Annotated in this window: 9 protein-coding genes and 1 pseudogene; 6 read left to right on the forward strand and 4 right to left on the reverse strand. The window is 60.8% G+C overall.

Annotated elements, in window-relative coordinates:
- Positions 1-53: 53 nt before the first annotated feature.
- A complete protein-coding gene (locus tag MUU55_RS25475; protein WP_244763590.1) occupies positions 54-1,034 on the reverse strand; it encodes a helix-turn-helix transcriptional regulator in 981 nt (326 codons plus the stop codon).
- 449 nt (positions 1,035-1,483) lie between these two features.
- On the opposite strand from MUU55_RS25475, the gene MUU55_RS25480 reads away from it, so the two are divergent.
- Positions 1,484-2,119, forward strand: a complete 636-nt coding sequence (locus MUU55_RS25480; protein WP_244763591.1) for a TetR/AcrR family transcriptional regulator — start codon at positions 1,484-1,486, stop codon at positions 2,117-2,119.
- A 56-nt stretch (positions 2,120-2,175) separates the two neighbouring features.
- On the opposite strand, the gene MUU55_RS25485 is transcribed toward MUU55_RS25480, so the two are convergent.
- Entirely contained in the window at positions 2,176-5,358 is a 3,183-nt protein-coding gene (locus MUU55_RS25485; RefSeq protein WP_244763592.1) for a S8 family serine peptidase, read from the reverse strand.
- A gap of 15 nt (positions 5,359-5,373) precedes the next feature.
- Positions 5,374-5,688: a hypothetical protein gene (locus MUU55_RS25490; protein ID WP_244763593.1), complete on the reverse strand. Its 315-nt coding sequence runs from the start codon at positions 5,686-5,688 to the stop codon at positions 5,374-5,376.
- A 581-nt stretch (positions 5,689-6,269) separates the two neighbouring features.
- Here MUU55_RS25490 and MUU55_RS25495 point away from each other — a divergent pair.
- From MUU55_RS25495 to MUU55_RS25505, 3 genes and pseudogenes are all read left to right on the forward strand, one after another.
- Positions 6,270-6,620, forward strand: a pseudogene (locus MUU55_RS25495) (adenylate/guanylate cyclase domain-containing protein); the annotation flags it as partial.
- A gap of 126 nt (positions 6,621-6,746) precedes the next feature.
- A complete protein-coding gene (locus MUU55_RS25500) occupies positions 6,747-7,961 on the forward strand; it encodes a hypothetical protein (protein WP_244763730.1) in 1,215 nt (404 codons plus the stop codon).
- A gap of 81 nt (positions 7,962-8,042) precedes the next feature.
- Positions 8,043-12,296, forward strand: coding sequence for a cytochrome P450 (locus tag MUU55_RS25505; RefSeq protein WP_244763594.1), 4,254 nt, complete (start codon positions 8,043-8,045; stop codon positions 12,294-12,296).
- Positions 12,297-12,299: 3 nt separating this feature from the next.
- On the opposite strand, the gene MUU55_RS25510 is transcribed toward MUU55_RS25505, so the two are convergent.
- Positions 12,300-13,064, reverse strand: a complete 765-nt coding sequence (locus MUU55_RS25510; protein WP_244763595.1) for a Crp/Fnr family transcriptional regulator — start codon at positions 13,062-13,064, stop codon at positions 12,300-12,302.
- Between the two features lie 171 nt (positions 13,065-13,235).
- Between MUU55_RS25510 and MUU55_RS25515 the strand changes: the two genes are divergently transcribed.
- The gene (locus tag MUU55_RS25515; RefSeq protein WP_244763596.1) at positions 13,236-15,659 is read left to right on the forward strand and encodes a hypothetical protein; all 2,424 of its coding nucleotides are present in this window, start codon (positions 13,236-13,238) and stop codon (positions 15,657-15,659) included.
- A 7-nt stretch (positions 15,660-15,666) separates the two neighbouring features.
- Positions 15,667-17,469 carry a hypothetical protein gene (locus MUU55_RS25520; RefSeq protein WP_244763597.1) on the forward strand — a complete coding sequence of 601 codons (1,803 nt, stop codon included), beginning with the start codon at positions 15,667-15,669 and terminating at the stop codon, positions 17,467-17,469.
- Positions 17,470-17,497 lie beyond the last annotated feature (28 nt).

Below are 17,497 nucleotides of genomic sequence, written 5' to 3' on the forward strand. Positions count from 1 at the left end.
TCGCAAAACGCAAAAGTTTGCCGCGCGCCTCAGCTCGGCCGCATCTGGGCGTGCTACCGATGTTCCGATCGCGGCGGATGGCCGAAATGCTTGCGGTAGGCGGCGCTGAATGCGGATGGCCGGGAGAAGCCGACGCGACGACCGGCTTCCGCCACCGATAGCCGGTATTCCTGAAGCAGGATCCTCGCCATCATCAGCCGTTGTTCACGCACATGGGCGAAGATCGTCCGGCCGAACGCGGCCTTGAAATTGGACTGCAGGGTCGTGACGTTGATGCCGACGCGACGCGCCAGCTCCAGCGTTGTCGGCGTGTTGACGAGGTCGCCGTCGAGAATTTCGCGGGCATGCACCACCCGGTCGTATTCGCGCCGTCCAAGAAGAGCGAGGAGGCGCCGTTCATCCTTCAGCGTCTGCGCCACCTCGATCACATAGGCGAGCGCATTGCTTTCAAGAAACAAACGGCCGAGATGGCCACCATAGGGATGGTCGAGGCAGTGCCGGGCAATCTCGCCGACGCGCGGCGAATGGGTGATGGCCGCCGTCCGGAAGCCGCCGGTCATCAGCTCGCGCAACGCGCTGATGCCATCGTCATCCATGTCGTCGCCGAACCGGTCGAAGAAGGTGGACTGCAGCACAAAGCCGGCCGTACGAAAATTCCGTCCACGCTCCAGCGGTGTCGTGTAGCGGATGGGCCGGTCGAAGCCCATCAGATTGACCTGATGCGGTTGGCGAACAAAACTGCCGTAGCCTTCGACCTCAGTGCGGACGGGGTCACCCGAAAGCATGATGCCGCAGACGAGGGCCGGCTCCATCTCGACGGCGAAACTCTGGTCACTGATGTAGGTGACATCCCCCGCGCTGAGCATCAGGCCCTGCTGGACCTCATGAGCTAGAAGACGCCCCGTATAAATAGGGGTTTCCAACACCTGCGGTGCCATGTCGATCGGTTCGACACCAAGCGCGAACTCGGCGCCAAGCCGAACAAGATCGCTTGGCGTCATGCCGCCTGGTGGTATCAGGTTGTCTAAGCTCATACCGACTGCGCTCTACCCCGCGTATCGGACGAAGGTATGATAACTTGACTAGAAAAGTCAAATTTATCTGCGTTCCATTGTTCAGCGGGTTCAAATCCTCGCGCAGCAATTCCATCGAACTCATCATGGAATATGCCGCATCCAACAGGAGCATCAGGTTCACCGCAATGGCTGGATGCGGCGGGGCCAGGTTGCTGAGGGCCGCTTCCGCTTTGCAAGGCTGGAAAATCGGCGGCTGTCGGAAATGCTCTATCTCTGTGCGGCGGCAATGCCCCGCTGGGGCCGTTTCAGGCGGCTTGTTCATGAGGTCTCAGCAGGGTTTTCCCTCAAAACCCATTTCGACGGCGACGCACCACGGCGATGTGCCATGGCGTACATGCGCGTGAGACACATGGACCAAGCGATTTCAATGTCGTATCTAGGGAGATAGAAATTGATGGTTATGCCCCATGCCAAAGCCAATCTCGGAAATCCGTCGCCCGGAGATCGTCCAGGCCGCCTTGAAGGTTATCAATGACCGCGGGTTGCCAATACCATCCTACGATCAGGTCGCCGATGAAGCGGATATGTCGAGGCAGTTGATCAGGCACTATTTTCCTGACCCGGAGCAGCTGATGGTCGCCGTTTGCGATGCGCTCGCGGAGCGTTATCGCGAGTGCCTGATGCAGGGCATAATTGCGGCGAATGCCACAGAGCGCCTGCCGATGTTTCTCGATTTCTATTTCAATTTTCTGGCTGGCAAGGGTTTGCGCAAGCCTGCAGATGACGCCGTCTACGATGCCATGTTCTCGCTCGCGGCCGCATCGCCAGCAGTTCGCGCAAATCTGAGGGAACAGTACCATATTCTCCAGTTCACCATTGCCCACGAAGTACAGATCAGCAATCCCTCGCTGAGCCAGCCGGCTTGCAAGGAGATAGGCTTCCTGTTCGTCAGCCTGATGTATGGGCATTGGAAAATGGTGGCGACACTCGGCTTCAGCGAGGAATACAATGCAGTTACCCGAGCCGCCGTCGATCGGCTGATTGCTTCCTACCTCGGCCATTATATCGACCCATCGGACATCGGGCCGCCGTTGTCTGCATGACACGGCTCACACGAAATCGTGAGCTCCCATCGGTCCTGCCAAGACGTTTGTCTTGCTCACAGTATGAAGTCTGCGCTCTTCATCGCCAGACTAAGATCCAGCTTGATCGAAAAGTCTGAAGTCCCGTCACCATTGGTATCGGCGAAAATGTATGTATCGCCGGATTTCTTCTCATAGCGCAGCTCGCCGGCCTTCTTGTGGAATTTGTCGGTGCCAATGAATGTGAATGCATCATCGGCTTTGGTTTTCGTATTGGCATCGATACCCTTGAGGTCGATCTTGTCGCCTTCCTTGCGGGAGAAATCGAAGATCGTATCCAGGCCTTTTGAAGAAACCGTCGAGTCAGCTGTGGATTTGAAAACGAACGTGTCACGCCCCGAGCCGCCGTAGAGCTTGTCAGCGCCTGCACCGCCGATCAACCGGTCGCTGCCAGCATCGCCCCTCAGGATATCGTCGCCCTTGCCGCCATCGAGCGTATTGTTCGCTCCATTGCCTGTCAGCCTATTGGCGATATTATTGCCCGTTGCATTGATCTTGCCGGAGCCGGTAAGCGTGAGGTCTTCGATATTGCCAGCCAGCGAATAACTGACCGACGCTCTAACGAGGTCGGTGCCTTCGCCCGCGTTTTCGATGACATCATCTTTTTGGTTGTCAACGATGTAGGTGTCATTGCCCTTGCCGCCGGTCATTCGATCAGCACCGGTCTTGCCGTCAAGCGTGTTATCGGCACTGTTGCCAACAAGGATATTGGCAAGGGTGTTACCCATTGCGCTGATTTTTCCCGAGCCGGTAAGGGTCAGATTCTCGACATTGGCGCTGAGCGTGTATGAGACGGAAGCCTTCACGAGGTCTGTACCTTCGTTCGCGGCTTCGACGACGACATCCTTGTTGTTGTCGACGATATAGGTATCGTTACCCTTGCCGCCGGTCATGCGATCCGCACCGGCCTTGCCGTCAAGCGTGTTGTCGGCACTGTTGCCAACAAGGATATTGGCAAGGGTGTTGCCCGTTGCGCTGATCTTTCCCGAGCCGATAAGGGTCAGGTTTTCGACATTGGCGCTGAGCGTGTATGAGGCGGAAGCCTTCACGAGGTCTGTACCTTCGTTCGCGGCTTCGACGACGACATCCTTGGTGTTGTCGACGATATAGGTGTCATTGCCCTTGCCGCCGACCATGCGATCCGCACCGGCCTTGCCGTCGAGGGTGTTGTTGGCGCTTGTACCCGTCAGGACATTGGCAAGGGTGTTGCCGACGCCGATTGTTGCGGAACCCGTGAGTATCAGGTTCTCAACATTCGCGGCGAGCGTATAATTGACGGAAGCCCTGACGAGGTCCGTTCCCTTATTTGCGCGCTCGACGACCGTATCGCCGGTATTGTCGACGATATAAGTATCGTTGCCCGCACCACCATCCAGGCGATCCGCACCGGCACGACCGTCCAGAATATCGTTACCCCGCATTCCCATCAGGTGGTTTTTGAGGCCGTTGCCATAAATCGTGTCGTTCCCGTCACCGGTGGCGACATTCTCGAATTTTTCACCAGAAGCAGCCAGCTTGAACCAGCTTGCGCCGTTGACACGGATGTCGCCGGCGGCGGCCAGATTGACGCTCATGGTGCCTGCGACACCAGCGAGATTGATCCAGTCCGAACCGCCATTTGTGTCATCGAGCGTTCCGCGCTGAGGCTCGATCTTCAGCAGCTTCAGGAAGTCATCGGTATAGGTGTAGATGTCGTTTGCGGTATTCTCGGAGCCGAAAAACTCGAGTTTCGCGTCGTAGATGTAGCCACCGGATTGCGGAACTATGTCTCTGGCTACGACATACCACGTGCCCTTGCTCGACTGGCCACGCAAGGCCTCGACGGCAAACGTCCACTTCAGGCCGTTCTGGAAGGCGAACTGCGTGTCGTTCTCATTGGTCATCAGCGGGATTTCATACCCGTCCGGTCGAACGAGCGTCAGTGCGAGGTCATAGCCTCGCTGGTGCGCGATCTCGATCGTTACATAGACGGTGTCTATGTCGAGATCCTGGGCGACATTGAAGGTAAGCGCTTGTTGTCCGGGGATGATATTGGCGTTCCAGTCGAAGCCGGCATCGGGAATGGAGACGATCGGGCCATTGTAGTCGACCGTAACCTTTTTCTCATTGGCGCTGGTTGCGGCAGCTCCATTCATGACGTTCCAGATTTCAGCCATTCTGACGGCCGCATAGGCATCGACCATGCCGTAGCCATAGGACAAGTGATAGGCGGAGGAGCCGCCGTTCCACTGTGTGCCGCCCATGGACATCCATGTGCCTTTTTCCAAAATAGCGGCTGCCCCGTCATAGGCCGATCCCGTGTGAGCAGCTGATACCGCGAGGATCTTGGCGACGTCGCGCCAGCCCAGTCCCTTATTGGTCTCGAGCATCAAGGCGACGACACCAGCGACTGTCGGCGTTGCTGCCGATGTTCCGTCCATCGAATTGCGGTAATCGACGGGGAGGGGGTCGTCGTCGCGTGAGTTGTTACGGCCGTCCTCGCCGGTCAGGTCGGTCGTCACTGCGGATGCCGGGGCTGCAAGAAGCAGGCTGACGCCGAAATTGGAGTAGTAGGCGGTCATGCCGTCCTTCTCCGTCGCCGCAATCGATAGCGTATAACGCGACGCGTTGACGCCATCGCCGTTGGCGTTCAGCGTGTCGTTTCCAGCGGCCTGCAGAATGACCGTACCCAGCCCGCCGCGCCCGGTTTGCACGACATGCTGGAAAGCGGCATCCGCCTGTGCCTGGGTCGATACGCTCTGATCTACGGCCAGAGACTGGTCGGCACCCCAGAGCGGCTTGCGTCCCCAACTGTTGCTCATGATATCGAATTTGGCCGCCCAGCGAAGGCTCGCATTGGCGATCTCGGCGCTGAGGTTCTGAATGTCCATCAGATAATTGACGCCGGTCATGCGGACACCCGGAGCAACACCGGTGCCGCCCAGTCCGTTGAACGCAACCGCGCCGATCAGGCCCGCACACGAGGTTCCGTGCGCATCCGTCTTGGATTTGGGCATAGGATCATAGGTCACTCCGTTGTAGCGGAAATGGAGCGAGGCATCGTAGTTGGCGGCAAGATCAGGATGATCATACTCGAAACCGTCGTCGTACACGGCGACACGCACGCCATTGCCACGGTATTCGTCCCACACACGGGTGATATTCCCGATCAGGCCAAAATGCCATTGTTCGTTGAAAAGCGGATCTGTCGGTTTGGCCATGGTCGGGTTCCGGCGTTATCTGGAATAGCTGATAATTCTGAATGTGCGCCCCTGCATGCAGGGAGAGGCGTTCAACCAATGCCCGACGAGTGCCCATTTGCCGTCTGAAGGCGGAATCTCCCCTGACAAAGTCACCATCTCACCGGTATCGAGCTGGAATAAAGGACATTCCACGCCTTGGCCGGCTGTATTGCCATTGATCTTCACTGTATTGTTCTGGGAGAGGGACGTTTCTGCAGACAATTCACCCTCCTGAAGAAAAATAAAAACGACGCTTGCCAACGCGATCGCCGCCGCGCGACGGAGCCTTCTATGAAATGCCATACGCATTGAGGCTCCCGTTTATTTCGCAAATGCTATAGAAATTTTCTATTACGTAGGCGCTCTTCGGAAGGCAATGTTTATGTATTTTCTTTCATGTGCGAAGTCCCGCAGGAAAGAAATCGGCTGTTTTATTCACTACTGTCCGAGAACGTTTTGCACATTCACCCCAGGCCAAAGAATGGCATTTCGGAAATAAATTTTCAATTCGAAAATTCACTCCCCGATGGAGCAAATTGGGTGGGGCTTTCGCTGCATCGCGAAGCTCCCTTGTGTTTTGGTGTGGTGTTTGACCCCGCAATTGGCACTAACGGCGGGCTTCAGTCATAAAGGGGAAAACACAGATTACGCAGTATAATAAATTAACGAGTCCGGGGTATTCTTCCGCGCCGAAATGGGCGTTGCTCCCGCAATTTCCAGCTTGGTGAAAAAAAATCCCGATCCAGCAAAAGTCTGCTTATAGTCATTTCGCAAGACTATTTGTAGAATTCGCGTGTGAGTTTGGGGGCGTTGCTCTTATGCGTGAACAACGGCATCCTCGACAGATTGCGACGGTGGTTTCCGCTGATGCTGTCGGATTCTCCAAACTCATGCATGTCGACGTGGAGGAAGCGCTGCGGCTGTTCGATGAACGCCGCGCCTTGATCGTAGAGGCCGTCGACCGGGCCGGTGGTGACATCTTCGGCGCCGCCGGCGACAGCATCATGGCGTTGTTCGGCAATCCCATCGTTGCGTTGCGCGTGGTGTTGCAGTTCCAGGCGGCTGTCCTTGAAGCCAATAGCAAAGCGCCGCGTCATCACGGGATGCCATTTCGTGCGGGTATAAGCTCCGGACCGGTCGTCATCCGCGACGACGGCGTGTTCGGCGACACCGTGAATATTGCCGCGCGCGTGCAGGAGTTTTCGCCTCATGGCGGCGTCGCCCTCACGGAGACCGTCCATTCGCAACTGCAGCAGCAGTTCGATCTTCCGTTCACGGATCTCGGACCGTTCCAACTCAAGAACATCGCCGTTCCCGTTCGGGTGTTTATCTCCAGCAGTGGTACCAATGCTGTGCCGGCAATGCTGATGAGAGGCCGGCAATCCCCGACGTTGACGGCGGAAGTCGATCTGCCGGCGCTTACGGTGCTGCCCTTCCAGAATCTCACCGGTGATCCGCGCCTTGCCTATCTTTGCGACGGCATCGCCGATGACATCCTGACGGGGGTGGCGAATACACGCTCTGTTCCGGTCATATCTCGGGATTCGAGTTTTCAGTTTCGGGAACCCTCCCTCACGACGGCGACGATCGGCCATCTGCTCGGCGCGCGCTATGTGGTAACCGGCACCGTTTCGGGTGATGATCGGCGTTTGAGCCTCAACGCTTCGCTCGCTGACAGTTCGAATTCCCGCGTCATCTGGGCAGGGCGCTTCGAGCGCGATTTCGAGGAACTGTTGCGGCTCCAGCGGGAGTTGGGCGGCGAGATCGTCTCCCGTCTTGAAAACGAGTTCGAGCGCGTCGAGCAAATCCGTACGTTCCAGGTGCCGCCGGAGGCGCTTTCGGCGTGGCAAATGCTGCGCCGCGGACGCTGGCACATGCGGCGGCGCTCCTCCGAGGATACGGCGAAGGCCTATGAGTATTTCCGGCAGGCCTATGACGAGGACGCCAACTCCAGTGCGGCGCTGAACGAACTTGCCTGGTGGCACCTCTGGAAAGCGTGGCTGAACTTCGCTGATACCGACGAATTGAAGATCGTCGCCGGCTATGCGCGTCGCGCGGCGCTGATGGATAGCCTCGACGCGCGCTCCTACTGCTACCTCGGTTTCGTCGAAATTCTGGAGGCACGGCCGCATTCGGCGGTCGACCTGTTCCACCAGGCGATCGACATCAACCCGAGCTATTCGCTGGCGCTGACCGGTCTCGGCAGTGCCCGTGGCCTTCTGCTCCAGACGCGGGATGCCATCCACAACCTGAAAGAGGCGATCCGACTCAGCCCGTTCGAACCCTATCTCTTCCACAATCTCGGCGAGCTTGCCGCCGCACACACCATCGACCAGAACTGGCCGGCTGCGATCGAGGCCGCGGACCGCTCGCTCTCGCTCGCTCCCAACTATTTTTATGCAAGTTATCTGAGGGCCGGGGCCCTGGCGCGCAGCGAACGGTTTGCCGAGGCTCAGCAGGAGGCAAAGCTCTTCCGTACACGTCACCCGGGATTCGAACGCCGCTGGATCGAATGGATTCCTTTCAAGGACCGTTCCGTCAACGAAGGCATGATCGAGAATTTTCAGCTCGCCGGCGAATAACGCCGTCGACTGTGAGGCATTTCACAGAGGCAGGGCCGCGTAAGGCCGATTGCTGGAACCGTCAGCGTCGAAGAGGCAACCATGGTTTTCAAGTGTAGCCCCAAATACTTCCAGCGCCTGAGGGAGGCGCAGGCCGAAACGCCCGTCACTGCCACCGTCCCGCCTTTCGATCTCCAGCGCATGCGTTCCACCGGCATTCTGGCTCGGTTGACTGGCTATTTCATCGAGCACCCTGACTGGTGGCTTGCGGTGTTGCGGGCGGTCCTGCCGCGTGCACGTTGTGGGCGGTTCCTGCTTCTGACACGGAGCGCCGACGTCCGCGAAGTGCTGGAGCGTCAGGCCGATTTCGAGACACCCTACGGCCCGGAGATGATGGAGTTCGCCGGCGGGGCGAATTTCATTCTCGGCATGAGCGACGGGGAGGAGTATCGGCGCCTGAAATCGGTCGTGCTCAGCGCTTTCCCGCCGGCAGAGGTGGAGGAGCGCGTGCGTTCCATCGCGGCGCGCCGTGCACGCGAAATCGTTGATGGCGCCGGCACGTCGTTGAACGCTGCCTGGGATTTGTTTCGCCCGGTTTCCTCAACGATCTGCCGCGACTACTACGGTATTGTCGTCGATGATGAAGGCGAGTTTGCCGATTGGGCCATCGCGCTGAGCACCGTGTTTTTCGGGGATCCGACGGCCGACAAGGTGGTGCGCGAACTAGCCATCGCTGCTTCACGCAACATGCGCCTCGCAATCGACCGCTCGATCGACGCGGTTCTGTCCGCCGAGACCTTGCAGGAGAGGCCAATCGATCGGCTGGTCAGCGCCATGCAGCAGGGGCGCATCGGCCGACCGGATATCCATGCCATCATGATGGGCATGGTTACAGGCTTCGGGCCGACGACATTGCTCGGTGGCGGCAATTGCCTCGAGGTCGCGCTGTCACGCAAGGAGATCTTCGACGAGATGGCGGCGGCGGTCGCGGCGGACGATGGCAAAAGGCTCGACCGCGCGATCGTCGAAGCCATGCGCTTCAAGCCGATCTGGATCAGCCCCTGGCGCTATGCGCGGCATGAGCAGAAGATCGGCGGCGAGCACGGAAAACCCTATACGATCAAGGGCGACACGGTCGTCTGGCCCGCCACGCGTTCGGCGATGTTCGACAGGCGTGCGGTATCCGATCCCTCCGATTTTCGCCCGGACCGGCCGGAGTTGCAGTCTCTTGTCTTCGGTCATGGCATCCACAAATGCATCGGTGCGCTTCTTGCACGGGTTCAGACGGCCGAATGCCTACGCGTGCTGTTCTCGAAACCCGGTTTTCGTCGGGCGGCGGGTCGGTGGGGGCGCTTGCAGCGGCTTGGCCCCTATCCGGAAAAGCTGGTGGTCGAGTTCGATCCTGTGGACCAGCAGTCGATGGTCACGGTGATCGTTCCGGCAAAGCCCGGCATCGAGGTCGCTGCCATTCGCGACGAGCTGGACCGTCTCGGCAATCCCTGCACCGGCGATGCGCGGCGCGGTCTGGACGAGACCGGCGTCATCCACTTCGCCAGCATGTCTCTCCTTGAGACGGGTGCGCGCGACGCCGGGACGCCCACCCATCATCTGGTCATGGAGATGAGCGGAGATGGAAGCAGCAAAGCGGTCCTGGCGGCCTTCGCAGAAGGGCTTGGGGCGCAACTTCGAAAAATCGTCGAGGACGTTTCCGCCGAGGCCATCGGTGCTGACCTTGTAACTTTCATGGAGAAACATTCGCAGGATGTCTCTCCGCATTTCGGCAGCGTCAGCGGTCTGGTCTTCTGCGGCACACCCGGCCACACGGTCGAACGCATTCGCCGTGAAGCCGCTCTTGCGCACGACGCGATGCGCATGGTCGAAAAAATCTCGGCAAGACCGGGCGGTGACGCTGCCAAGGTTCTTGAAACCGTGCGGAAAGGGCTGCGTCGGCGTCCCCGATACGACTGGGCCTTCGCGCCGGCCGCCAGCGCGCTCGCCGCGCCGCCCAAGGGTGTCGGGAGCGCGATCCGCAAGACGCTTCTGGCAAAACCCGTCACCCTCACGCTGATCGTCGTCTATGCGCTGTGCTGGTACACGACCTACCATCTCGTCTTCGAGATCCCGGATACGTGGCCGGCCTATCTCCTGCGGCTCGGCACCGCCTTCGTGCTGGCTGGCCTTGGCATCCTGACCACGGTGTCGATTGCGCTCGCGCTTGCTCTCGTCTGGCTGCGGCGGATCGAAAGAGTGAGCGAGCCCGCGACCGGCTCCATCTTGCCGGTAGACCTGGAGGGGTTGCAGAAGGGGGAGGACCGCGAGTTCCAGAACCACATGACGGCCGTTTCTACTCTCAAGGCCGGGCGTTTTCGGCGACTGCTCCTGCGCCTCGCTTTCTATCTCATCTCGATTTCCGCCACCCATATCTTCCGGCCGGGGTTCCTCTCCACGATCGGGACCATTCATTTCGCGCGCTGGGTGCGCATTCCCGGCACGGACAGGCTCGTCTTCTTCAGCAACTACGGTGGCAGCTGGGAGAGCTACCTGGAGGATTTCATCACCAAGGCTTCAGCCGGCCTTACGGGCGTCTGGAGCAATGCTATCGGATTTCCGTCGACGAAATTCCTGTTCTTCGACGGTGCGCGGGACGGCGATCGCTTCAAGCGCTGGGCCAGGACGCAGCAGGTTCCGACCGGTTTCTGGTACAGCGCCTATCCCCGGCTTTCCACCGCACATATCCGCACCAACGCGCTGATCCGCCAAGGCATTTGTTCGGCACGCCTCAGCGAGGCGCGTGACTGGATAAGCCTGTTCTCTTCTACCGAACGGCAGCCGCGCACGCGGCTCAATGCGGTGCAGCGTCTGCTTCTGCCCGATCCGGCTCCCTCCGAGAACCTCGAACAGGGCGAGATCCAATCGATCGTCTTCGGCCCGCTCGGCCGGCTTGGTCACGGCAGGATGCTCGCCTTGCGCGTGCCGGAAGGTCTTGCTGCGACAGCACGCCGGCAATGGCTGACCTTTCTCGTGCAAAAACTATCCTTCGGTGACACGGCTCCCGCGAAAACCGCCATGATGGCTTTCTTCGGTCCGGACGGATTGCGACAGCTCGGGGTCGGTCCCGATGGGGCGGGCGAGGCCGAGGCGCTTGAGAGTTTTCCGCTTGCCTTTCGGCAGGGCATGGCCAATCCCTACCGCAGCCGGATCCTCGACGATACGGGGTCGAATGACCCCGCGCGATGGTGCTGGGGTGGTGAGAAGACGGCGGTCGACGTCGTCATCAACTGTTATGCCGACACCCAGGAAAATCTGGACACCATGGTGCAGGAACTGGACACAGTTTCCCAGGCGGCCGGCATTCCGATCGTCCATCGCCTTGATCTTTCGATCCTGTCGGCCGAAGGGGGCAGGGGGCGGGATCATTTCGGCTTTGCCGACGGCATTTCCCAGCCCGTCATGCGTGGAAGTTGGCAGGATACGGGCAGCCCGGTTCACGCCATGCATCTCGTCAATCCGGGCGAATTCCTGTTCGGTTACCGCGACGAACATGGCTTTTATCCGCCTGGTCCCACCGTTCCGGCCCATAGCGACCCGCTCGGTATCCTGCGCGCGATCGAAGTCGACGGCAGCATAACCGCCGGAAAATCCCGCTGGCATGATTTCGGACGGAACGGCACCTTTGTCGTGATGCGTCAGCTCCAGCAGCATGTCGACCGTTTCGAGAGCTATTGCCGGTTCGCGGCTGACAACATCAGGACGGTAACCGGGGAGGGCGTGGAGCCCGACTGGGTCGGCGCCCGCATTGTCGGGCGCTGGAAGAACGGTTCCTCGTTGGTCAAGAGCCCGCACAAACCTGCCGATGGCCCGCCGGATAACCGGTTTACCTTCGGTGCGGAGGATCCGCAGGGGCTTCGCTGCCCGCTCGGCGCCCATGTTCGGCGCTCCAATCCGCGCGCTTCGCTCAACACGGATCTCGATACCGAACTGCGCATCAACAAGCGTCATCGCATCTTTCGCGTCGGAAGAACCTACGCGACAGCGGACGCACAAGGGGTTACGGAAAAAGGGCTGCTCTTCATCTGCATCAATGCGAGCATCGAGCGTCAATACGAATTCATCCAGCAGACCTGGATGGCGTCTGGCAGCTTTCACGGCCTGCGCGGCGAAAAGGATCCGTTGATCGGTACGCAGAAGGTTACGGCGGGCGGCAGACCGAAAGGCCGCTTTGCCCTGCCCCGCTGGGAAGGGTCGCTTGCGCTCGAAGGCATGCCGTCCTTCATCACCACACGGGGCGGCGGTTACTTCTTCCTGCCGAGCCGGTCGGCCCTGCGCTACATGCTCTATCGTTTGGAGAGGTTGTAGCGGTTACGCGTCATTCCCGTCCGTTACCAGACGGCGAAGGCGTGCGCGGTTGGCAACCTTGATATGGCCGCGCCTGATGTCGATGAGCGTGCGACTGCGCCAGCCGTTCAGCAGCTTGTTGACGGATTCGCGCGTCGCACCGAGGAATTCTGCAATCTCACTCTGCGAGATCGCGATCCAGCCGGTCGGGTCGGCAAGCAGCTTGTCCAGCAGCAGCAAACGCTTGGCGAGCCGGGCCTCGACACCGAGAAAGGCCTGGTCGCCGAGGGATTCACTCACCCAGCGGAACCGGTCGCAAAGCAGCCGCAGCATCGAACGGGCAAGAAGCGGACTTTCCTCTATACGCTTGAGAAGCTGTGCGCGCTCCAGTGAAACGATCTGGCAGTCGGTCCGGCATATTGCGGTCGCCGTGCGCAGGTTGCCGTCAAGCGCACCAACCTCACCGATAATCGTTGGGGCCGTCTGCATGTTGGCGACGAGTTTCTGGCCATCGATCGAGTATATGGATATCTCGACGGAGCCCTCGATCAATCCGAACACCCGGTCCGACCTGTCCTCCTGCAGGAAGAGATGCCGCCCGGCCGGCACCTTGTCGGCTAGGCAGTTGTCGAACAGAAGGTCGAACAGGTCGCGACCAGAAGAGCTCTGATCGTGGCTTTCCGCCGCTTGCGCGGATTGATCCTGCTTGGTTTTGCTGGCACGTCGCGAGGCTGGCCGGCGGGAGTCCAGCCAGACAATCTTGTCGGCGACGAAACTTTTCTTGTCCATGACAAGCGCTGCTCTTTTGGGACGCGGCTTCACTTTGCCCGACATTCAACCCGTCAGACAAGCGAATATCGCGCTTTCCTGATTTTATCCGACCTGTGTGAGGTAGCTCACAGTCCGCCTCTCCCGTCGCAGGCATGCTGGCTCATCGAATGACGGTGGGAGACCAGATCGATGCCGAGGGCGGACGAACTTTACGTCATCAATCGCGACATGTCGGTTCTTTCGCTGCGCGATTCGGTACGCCATCGGCGGTCATCGGTCACTCCGTTACCCTTCACCGTCGATCCGACCGACCCGTCCACGGAAGTCCAGATTCTCGAACCCGAACCCATCCCTGATACCGGGGGAACCGTGGACGGTGCCTTTCCGCAGGACGCCTTGCCTGTCAGCTCGGATGGCGACCTGGTGCCAGGCGTTGCCTATCCGGTTTCGAATGATGCCGACTACAGTCTCGCTCTGCCGATCTACGAGTTGCAGGAAACCGGCGGACGCTATGCAACCAGCCTCAAATGGCTGGCAAGCGCCGCCCCGGGCGGTCCTGTTGCGCGCCTTACCGTGGGTCTGTCACGACGCCTGCCGTCCTCGGTCGGCCCGATCAAGGAGATCGAGCACGAAGTCTCCGCGCGGCTCGTCTACGCAGTGACCGTGGAAAACGGGACGGACACGCCCGGGGAAAGCTGGTTGACCATCCCGCTTGGTGCGGTCAACCGTCTCGATGGAGACACGTCCCAAGTTGTCCTCGATCTCAACACGAAGGCCGAGTTCGACAAGTTGTGGTCGGCGATGACCGAGCCGGCGGCGAAGGGCCGACTGGAACTGCGCTGCTTTGCGACGATCGGCCGGCGCACCTGGCGGCAAGTCATTCCGGATCACTTCGGTGTCGAGGATCAGGTCCATCTGCTTGATCGTGGCGTGCTGTTGACGACGATGGTCAAGCCGGAGGAGTGGCGGCGCGAACGGCCGAGCCGCAACCGGCCGCTGCCGCATTGGCACCACCGGAACCTCGCCCGGCGTATCCAGACGCGGCCATTCACGACCGTTACCCAGGACGCTGCCGCGCTCCATCTCGGCACGGTGCGCACCCTCAATACTGCGGTCTTGATGCGTGGTTTCGATGGCCCCATGCCCGTTTTGATGGAAACGGCGCCGCGCGCGCTCACACCCGCCGTCTCGCGTGAAATGCTGACGGAAGTGTTTCGCCCGGATCTCGGCGAGGCGTTTCAGGTCAGCGATATCCTTGTCGGCGAGCGGCGTGTCCTGCCGATCAACGCGATCATCGACCGGATGGGCCGACCGGCGCTGATCCGCATACAGGCCGAGGCGCTCCAGACGGTCCCATTCGGGTTCGATGTCGGCGTGAACGCCTACATGTTCGACGTGCCTGGCGATTTGCGCCCGAACATGACGCGTGTGCTCCTGCGGGCGGAATTCGACGCGGGCGAGGGGCGCCCTCCGGTCGTTTACTACCAGGACACTGCCTTCCCGAAGCAATACTACTACGAGCCCCAGGAATTCCGTATCCCCCGCCGCGAAGAGGCACCGTACCTCCCAGCCGTCAGCATCGCCTTCTTCGACGTCGTCGAGGCCTCGGACGCGAATGAGAATTCCATTCTCTACCACGCCTATATGGCCTATCGCGCCGTGCCCTATCTGGACCGGGCGGTGCTGGCAAGGCTGAGCCGTTTCCTCGGCTCTGGTGCTCTCCTCTCGGCATTGATCCCGGAGCAGGCGACACTAAAACTGCGGCTGCCTGATGATGCCGGCACGGCCTTTACCGAACGCGCCCGGCCGGGCGCCACCATCAGCCTCGATGACGGCGTCATCGATGATGTGCAACTGACACCCGAGGCACTGGCCGCCGTCATCACTGCACTGCAGACCGGCGGTCTTGATGGTCTCGTAACCGCCTCCCTTCCCGGCGCGGCAAACACATCCATTCCTGTCCGTCTTTCCCTGCATGATGCGAGTGGCGTGTTGCTCGACCGCACGTTTCGCGGTCCTGTGGGGACCGATCGGGTCCGCGTTACTCTGCGTAACCGCATCGAAAGCCCGCTGACGATTGGTGAGTTTCTCGCGACGCCAGCCGGCGATGGCATGGCGTTTCCCGATGCCAGTCCGGGACTGCAGATCGCCTCGAATGGGCAAGCCGATATAGACTATCGCCTCGATCCGCCGGGGACCGTTGTCACGGATGTCGATCCCGTACTGCGCATGACTGTTCAGCCCGACATGCCGGCACTGTTGCCTTCAATCATGGTCAACCGCGGTTATTCCAGCCAGACCTTTTCGCTGTCTCTCTCCATCGATCCCATCTATTTCGGCCAGATCATGCCCGGCGATGCGGAGGCATTGGCCGCTGTCCTGGTCGAGTTCGAGGGCGACGCGAAGCTTGTCCTCGACGCTGCTGCGCCCGCTGACGAGGTGAGGTTGCGTCTGCCAATCCTCGACTGGCTCCTGAAGCGCCCGCAATCCGAGCGTTACCGCTACCGCGTCGTCAACCTCACTGGCGCGGCCGGCAATATCAGGGGCGGTGTCGGCGCGTGGATAGAAGGCCTTGGTGGCGGTGCTGTCGCCATCATTCCGGCGGGGGCGTGAGGTGATCATGTTCAGCAACCTTCCCGATCTGGCGCCGATTCGTCCGGGCGAAGGCTTTCCCGATCACGAGGAGCTGCGCGTGCTGCATGTCCTGCCGGGCGGCCTCACCGCCGCTCGCGAGGCCGATGGCACGCCACGCTTTGCGCTGAGCCGATTCCGCGATACGGCGATCGAGGCGGCTGGCGGCATGATGCATCTCGAGCTCGATTTCGCCACGCTCGACCCCGCCCTCCTCGGGGCGGCTGCCGTCGATGGCTGGGTACTGCGCCTTGTCGGATTTACAGCCGCGCGGGCACGCCTGCGCAGTCATGTGCCCGGCTTTCCGGATGTCAACCTCCAGGACGCCTGGAGGCCGGCCCGCCTCTCCAGCCGAACCTTGGCGGTCGAAAAACACCTGTTCGATGTGCGCACGGTGCAGATGCTCGATGCGCTGCTTTCCTCGGACGCCGGCGACATCGAGGTCGAGGTGGAGGCGCGCTACGAAGGACTGGAGCAGCCAATCCCTGTGCTCGCTGGCGCCGACCTCGATGCGCTCTTCGCCCTCCTGCGACCACAGGCGGAGGGGCTCACGTTCGACCAGATCGAGGCAATGGTCCTTTCTGCGCCGACCGGCGCGGGATCGCTCTTTCGTCTCGAACGGCTGGAAGGGGAGATTGTCACGGATGGACCGGCCCTTCGCCATCTTCTGGCGCTGGCGATCCGTGATGACGTTTTCACCGCTCAGTCGAACGTCGATGCCTGGGCTGAAGTTCGCTACCACTGGCGCGATGACGTGCCCGCCGACGGGCGCCGGGCTTGGGATCTGTCCGTCTATCGCCGCAGTGGTCGATCGTGGCATGCGCGCTGGTCGTTGCGCAATTTCCTCAGCGGTCTGGACCCGTCCGAGCGCGCGGAACTGTTCCCAGCCTTTTCGGGAATTGCACCGTTCGCCGTTGTCCCGGTCACGCTTATCGCTCCGGTGGGGCTCGACACCCGCTTCGTGCGGCACGTGCAGGTCGATGTACTCGCGAGCGGACCAGGCGGCGTCCCGCAGCAGAGCAGTTTTCTCTATCCGCCAACGCCGGCTTTCCATCGTTTTCCCGTCACCTATCCGGCGTTGACGGGCGATCTCAACCTCTCCGCCCATGTCGCAGCAACGCTTGCGCCCCTGGAAGGCGCGGTGCCCTCGCTGCCACGGCCTCTTGGCCGGCGGTCGCTTGACGTTGGGAGTGCCGTTGCCTGGACGGCGGAGGATGCCGGGTTCGAGACGCTGGCCATCTCCGCGATGCCCGGCCTTTTCGAACGCGCCTCGCGCATTGAGGTGAGCGTCGCCGTTGAAAGCGAACTGCTCTGCCTGGCGGTCCTGATGCGCGAGGCGCCCGAGGCGGGGCTTGCCTGGCCAGCGCAGCCGGTAAAGCCGACGCTCCGCGTCGTGGCGCTGCGCGACGCCGTGGATGGTCCGGCCGTGACCATCCATTCAGGTGTCGTCGAGGGTGCGCTGCTCCTGCGCCCGGACATGCTGGACGTGCTGGAGCCGGATCTCGTTCTGGTTTCGCTCGATCCGGTGACGGCCGGCAATGCCGCCTATGTCGCGGTGACGCTTCGTGACCCGACCGGACGACAGAGATCGTTCTCGCTGGAGCTGGCGGAGACGGTCGAGTGGCGCTGCTGGGCGGCCTCGCGCTTCGATCGCCTGGCCTACGAATATCGGTTGCAACACATTCCGCGCATGCCGGATGGCACCACGCGGCCGCTTGTCACAGGCGATTGGCTGCCAGCGGGGGAGACGGTCCTGCAGATCGTTCTGCCACCGGTGGAGGACGCGCCATGACCCTGCCCGAAGCTTCATTGGAAGGAAT

Source organism: Shinella curvata, assembly GCF_022899935.1.
Classification (GTDB): domain Bacteria; phylum Pseudomonadota; class Alphaproteobacteria; order Rhizobiales; family Rhizobiaceae; genus Shinella; species Shinella curvata.